General features: G+C 59.6%; 5 protein-coding genes. 2 read left to right on the plus strand and 3 right to left on the minus strand.

Annotated elements, in window-relative coordinates; all coding sequences use genetic code 11:
• Positions 1-124: 124 nt before the first annotated feature.
• The gene (locus FJ311_15800; GenBank protein ID MBM3952897.1) at positions 125-1,555 is read right to left on the minus strand and encodes a hypothetical protein; all 1,431 of its coding nucleotides are present in this window, start codon (positions 1,553-1,555) and stop codon (positions 125-127) included.
• A 197-nt stretch (positions 1,556-1,752) separates the two neighbouring features.
• Between FJ311_15800 and FJ311_15805 the strand changes: the two genes are divergently transcribed.
• The gene (locus FJ311_15805; protein ID MBM3952898.1) at positions 1,753-1,941 is read left to right on the plus strand and encodes a hypothetical protein; all 189 of its coding nucleotides are present in this window, start codon (positions 1,753-1,755) and stop codon (positions 1,939-1,941) included.
• Between the two features lie 99 nt (positions 1,942-2,040).
• Positions 2,041-2,508 (plus strand): YbaK/EbsC family protein, encoded by a 468-nt coding sequence (locus tag FJ311_15810; GenBank protein ID MBM3952899.1) that lies wholly within the window; start codon positions 2,041-2,043, stop codon positions 2,506-2,508.
• Positions 2,509-2,542: 34 nt separating this feature from the next.
• On the opposite strand, the gene FJ311_15815 is transcribed toward FJ311_15810, so the two are convergent.
• Together FJ311_15815 and FJ311_15820 are read right to left on the minus strand one after the other, a co-directional pair.
• Positions 2,543-3,403, minus strand: a complete 861-nt coding sequence (locus FJ311_15815) for a M23 family metallopeptidase (protein ID MBM3952900.1) — start codon at positions 3,401-3,403, stop codon at positions 2,543-2,545.
• Between the two features lie 16 nt (positions 3,404-3,419).
• Positions 3,420-4,774, minus strand: a 1,355-nt coding sequence (locus FJ311_15820) for an FAD-dependent oxidoreductase (GenBank protein MBM3952901.1), incomplete at its 5' end; no start/stop codon positions are given.

A 4,774-nucleotide genomic window follows, 5' to 3' on the forward strand; every position in this document is an offset into this window, starting at 1 on the left:
CGGCTCGCGGCGGGGCGCTGCGCTCGCCGGATGGCTTCGCGCCCCGCCCGCTCGCCGCCGACACCGAAACCGTGATACAAACCGAAACGTTCACCCTCTGAGTGGACCTAATCCAGGGGAAAGGTCATGTGTCGTCTTTTCTTTTTGAGGCTATCTCAAAAAACTCTAAATACCTGGAAGGTGCGATCCCCACAAACGGTTGAAAATTAACTTTATCCTCAACGAGGCGCTCGGGATCAATAACCACAGAATCGTGATACAAATCTTTCACCCGACTTTTCGGATATGGTTCTATATACACAACCCGTTTAATACCCGAAGAGATAATGTGCCGAGCGCACATATGACAAGGAAACGTCGTAGAATAAAGCGTTGTACCTTTTATAGAGAATCCGAGGCGCGCAGCCGTGGTTATCGCTGCCATCTCAGCATGAACGGGGCGGCCAAATTCTAGAAGGTTTTGTATTTGGGTGCCCTTAAATATTTTTCGGCCTGTCCCCTCGAGAAGATAATCGGATATTTCTTCCTCTTTCTTTCCCTCGCTAAATATTGCGTCTGGAATATCCTCTTTCAGTTTGTGAATGAGCTCTCTTATTATCTGACTCTTTGAAACTGTGCTGCTATCATAACCACGAATAAAGTCACGATCATCGTTTGCATCTGAGGGCCAATACTGTCCGCCCAATGCTTTAGGAACTTCGTTACAGCCGATGCTGATAATGTCTCCGTCCGGGGTTGCAATAACAGCACCTACTTGGCGTGATAAATCTGCGGACCGAAGCGCCGATGACCGGGCCAAATACATTCCCATCTCATCTTTGCTTGGTGTATGAAACTGATAGCCAAAAAGAATTTCAACAAATCTCGATATTCCTTCTTTTATTGAGGCGCGGCTATCCGCAGACACAAAAAAATCAGCCATAGGGAAAGCTTCGCTAACATCCTGTCCAAAGTCCGCCCCCTCTTCCTCTTCATCTTTGGAAACAAGATGTTCTGCTTTGCTTCTAAATCTATCTGCATCTGGTAATTTCCCTTGAGATTTTGCAATCTCAGTAGCTAACGTTGATACTCTCTTTTCTCTCGGTAGGTAGGCGGAAATTAGAAAAAAGAACTCCCCATAAATAGCTCTAAGAGCCGCTACTTCTTCGGGACGTTTTAATGACCGCAATATATATGCCTTTCTTGATGCAGGTACATTAGGATTGCCCGTTGCGGTTTGGCGCACCTCTCTAATTTTGACCACAGCCATCAAAGCTAAAACACTGCCGTCGACCGTTGCCTGGCGAAACTTAGTCCCCAAGCTCATCAACTTTTCAATTCGTTTGTCTTCGTGCTCAGGTATAGATTCGTGAGGATAAACTAACTTTATTAGACTACTTACGCTGATTTCATGCGGATCATAGCCTGCATCTTTCAGTTCTTTAGATAAGGTTTGGCAAACGTGTTTCAGATTCGAACCAACAGGCCCAATCATCCCAAAAATCAACTCTGGTCCCTCAACTGGCTGAAGAGGGTTAATTATCTTTGATTTGCTTTCCACGTTTTCCATACTCATGGTGTCTGGAAACGTTAGCCATACATCAGTTTCAAATTCTATAATATTTTGATTCCGTTTCTTTTTCTGCAGTAATTGGCTTCCAGATCAGACCTTTATCGCTATCCACAATACTTGAATACTAAAAAAGATTGCCGAATCGTAACCTACTATTTCTACGGTGGGGTCAGCCCATCATAGTTTTTTCCATCCTGATCATGCAGCGGACGCTAAAATTGACATTGGCCCATACCTTCGCGCTCCTGCTGGTCGCGGCGCGCCTCGGCCAGTTCCTCGGTGTCACCGGGCAGAACGTGATCACCCGGGTGGTCGGCATCCTGCTCGCCGCGCTCTCGGTCCAGTTCATCTTCGACGGCGTGCGCGAAAGCGGCCTGTTGCCCGGCTGAAGCCAACCGCTTGAAACGGAACGGAATTCGCGCCCTTGCGCGCGCCCGGCCCGGACGACCACATCATCACTGATGCACCTTTTTCATCGGAGGTGAGTCATGACCATCGCACCCACCCTCAAAAACTATCTCGACCGCAACGTCAGCTACGACGTGGTGACGCACGATCCGACCCTGTCGTCGCTGCGCACCGCGGAAGCCAGCCACATCCCCGGCGGCATGCTCGCCAAGGGCATCGTGCTCCGCACCGACGGGGGTTACCTGCTCGCGGTCCTGCCGGCGTCGCGACGCATCCAGCTTTCGGAGCTGCGCGCCCTGATCGGCGACGACGTCGAGCTCGCCGACGAGCAGGAAGTGGCCTCGCTGTTCGAGGATTGCGCCGTCGGCGCGGTTCCGCCGGTCGGCAAGTGCTACGGGCTGGACGTCATCGTCGACGACAGCATCGAACGCCAACCCGAGGTCTACCTCGAAGGCGGGGACCACAAGACGCTGGTGCACATGAGCCAGGCGCAGTTCGCGCAACTGATGGCGGACGCGCGCCACGCGCATTTCACCGCGTCGGCTTGAACGTTCCCTCGCCGTCGCGCGCGGCGGCGCGCGGCTATTTCGTCTCGCACGCGAACGGCCAGACGATGCGGGCGTGCGGCGGGACGACGCGGCCGTCTGTTCCCTTGTAGGGCAACGGCGTCTTCTTGGCTTGCTCGGACAGCGCCGCGATCTCCGCGCTCGCCAACGGCGGCCCCCGGAACAGGGCCAACGGGTCCATCCATTGGCCGCCGAGGGGAATCAGCATCCGGCCCGGACGATACTGGTCGCCGGCGGCGTGCCACGCGGTCAAGTGAAGATGCGGATGGCCCGTGCCGCCGTAAGCGCGCGAACCGACGGTGCCGGTTTTCCCGGAATAGGCGATGACCTCGCCCATCTTGACGCGCCGGCCGAGATCGAGGTTCGGCAGCTCGCGCAGGTGCTTGTATTCGGTATAGACCCAGACGGGAAAGCCCGTGTCCCCGGGCGCATGGCGCAGCACGATGCCGATCCCGCCGATGCTGCCGCCCTCGCCCGCGTGCACGACGGTGCCATCGGCGACGGCGAGGATCGGCGTTCCTTCCGGCGCGGGGATGTCGAGGCCGCCGTGATAGCCGACGTAGAAGCGGGAATTGCGCGTGCTGCCGTCGCCGCGCGTCGTGTCGGCGAAGAACGAATTGGCCTCCGGGCACTTGGCGCCGGCGGGATAGACCGGCTTGAGACCGGTGGCAAGGAACCCGCGCCGCCGCATGGCCTCGACGTTGGCGCGTTGCGGGAAAAAAGCGCCGACCGTTTCCGGGTCGAGATCGGCGCCGGCGGGTGGCGCGGATTCTTCCCCGCCCTTCTTGCCTTGGGCCCGAACGTCGCCCGCGAATGCCAACGCCAAGCCGACGACTGCCATCGCGGCTGCGAACCTTGCCAACCGTGCCGCGATCATTTTGTCCCCTGGCGGCCTACTCCCGCACCCGGCGCCCGTCGGGATCGTAGGGCGGCCGCGCGAGGCGGCGGCACGGCACGCGCTCGCCCGCGACTTCCAGTTCGTAGCGGCCGAAACCGAGAAACGCTTCGTCCACGCCCTTCGGATTGCGCACGTAGCCGTAGCCGATTCCATGGCCGACGGTGTGGCCGAAACCGGCGCTCGCGAGCCAGCCGACCACCTGGCCATCGCGCAAAATGGTCTCGCGCCCCCACAATGTCACGTCCGGCTGATCGACCGCGAAACACGCGAACGATTTGGTCAGCGGCTTGGCCTTGGCCGCCAACAACGCCTCGCGCCCCAGGAACGGAATGTTGCCCTTCAATTTCACCGCCCAGGCGAGCCCGGCCTCGAACGGGTTGTAGTCGGCGTTGATGTCGGCGCCCCAGGCGCGATAGCCCTTTTCCAGGCGCAAGGTGTCGATGGCCCGATAACCGGCGAGCCTAAGCCCATGCCCTTGCCCGGCGGCGAGCAGCGCGTCGAACACCCGCTCCGCGTGCGCCTTGGGCACGTGCAGTTCCCATCCCAGCTCGCCGACGTAGGTGACGCGGAGGCCGAGCACTCTGACCCCGGCGATCGGCAGGTCCTGCCAGGTCATGAACGGAAACGCGGCGTTCGACATGTCGGCGTCGTTGACGGCGGTCAGGATCGCGCGCGATTTCGGTCCCATCAGCGCGAGCACGCAGATGTCCTCGGTCACGTCGGCGACCCGCGCGTCCAGGCCCGCAGGGATGTGCCGCGCGAGCCAATGGAAATCGCGCGTGCGCTGGCCGGTGCCGGACACGACGTAATAACGGTCGGCGGCCAGCCGCGCGACGGTGACGTCGGCCTCGATCCCGCCCTTGGCGTTGAGCAGTTGCGTATAGGTGATATGCCCCGGCGGCTTGGCGACGTCGCCCGCCGCGATCCAGGAGAGCGCCTTTTCCGCGTCGCGCCCCGTCACTTCGAACTTGGCAAACGAACTCATGTCGAACAGCGCCGCCGCCTCGCGCGCGGCGCGGTGTTCGGCGGCGACCGCGTCGATCCAGTTCGGCCGGACGAAGGAATAGCGATCGACGGCCTCGGCGCCCTCCGGCGCGAACCAGTTGGCCCGCTCCCAGCCCATCTTTTCGCCGAACACGGCGTTCGCCGCCTTGAGCCGGCCATAGAGCGGCGAGGTCAGATGCGGCCTGGCCGATTCGTGTTCTTCCAGCGGCCAGGCGACAGTGTAGTGCTTGCCGTAGTGTTCGAGGGCGCGCGCCCGCACCCGCGCCAGATCGCGGTGCGGCGCGCCGAAGCGGCGGATGTCGACCGGCCACAAATCCATCGGCGGCTCGCCCGCGACGATCCATT

The organism is Rhodospirillales bacterium, from assembly GCA_016872535.1.
Classification (GTDB): Bacteria; Pseudomonadota; Alphaproteobacteria; order Rhodospirillales; family 2-12-FULL-67-15; genus 2-12-FULL-67-15.

Coding starts and splice junctions, on each gene's coding strand:
- FJ311_15800 (MBM3952897.1), bottom strand. CDS start 1,555: ATGAGTATGGAAAACGTGGAAAGCAAATCAAAGATAATTAACCCTCTT.
- FJ311_15805 (MBM3952898.1), top strand. CDS start 1,753: ATGCAGCGGACGCTAAAATTGACATTGGCCCATACCTTCGCGCTCCTG.
- FJ311_15810 (MBM3952899.1), top strand. CDS start 2,041: ATGACCATCGCACCCACCCTCAAAAACTATCTCGACCGCAACGTCAGC.
- FJ311_15815 (MBM3952900.1), bottom strand. CDS start 3,403: ATGATCGCGGCACGGTTGGCAAGGTTCGCAGCCGCGATGGCAGTCGTC.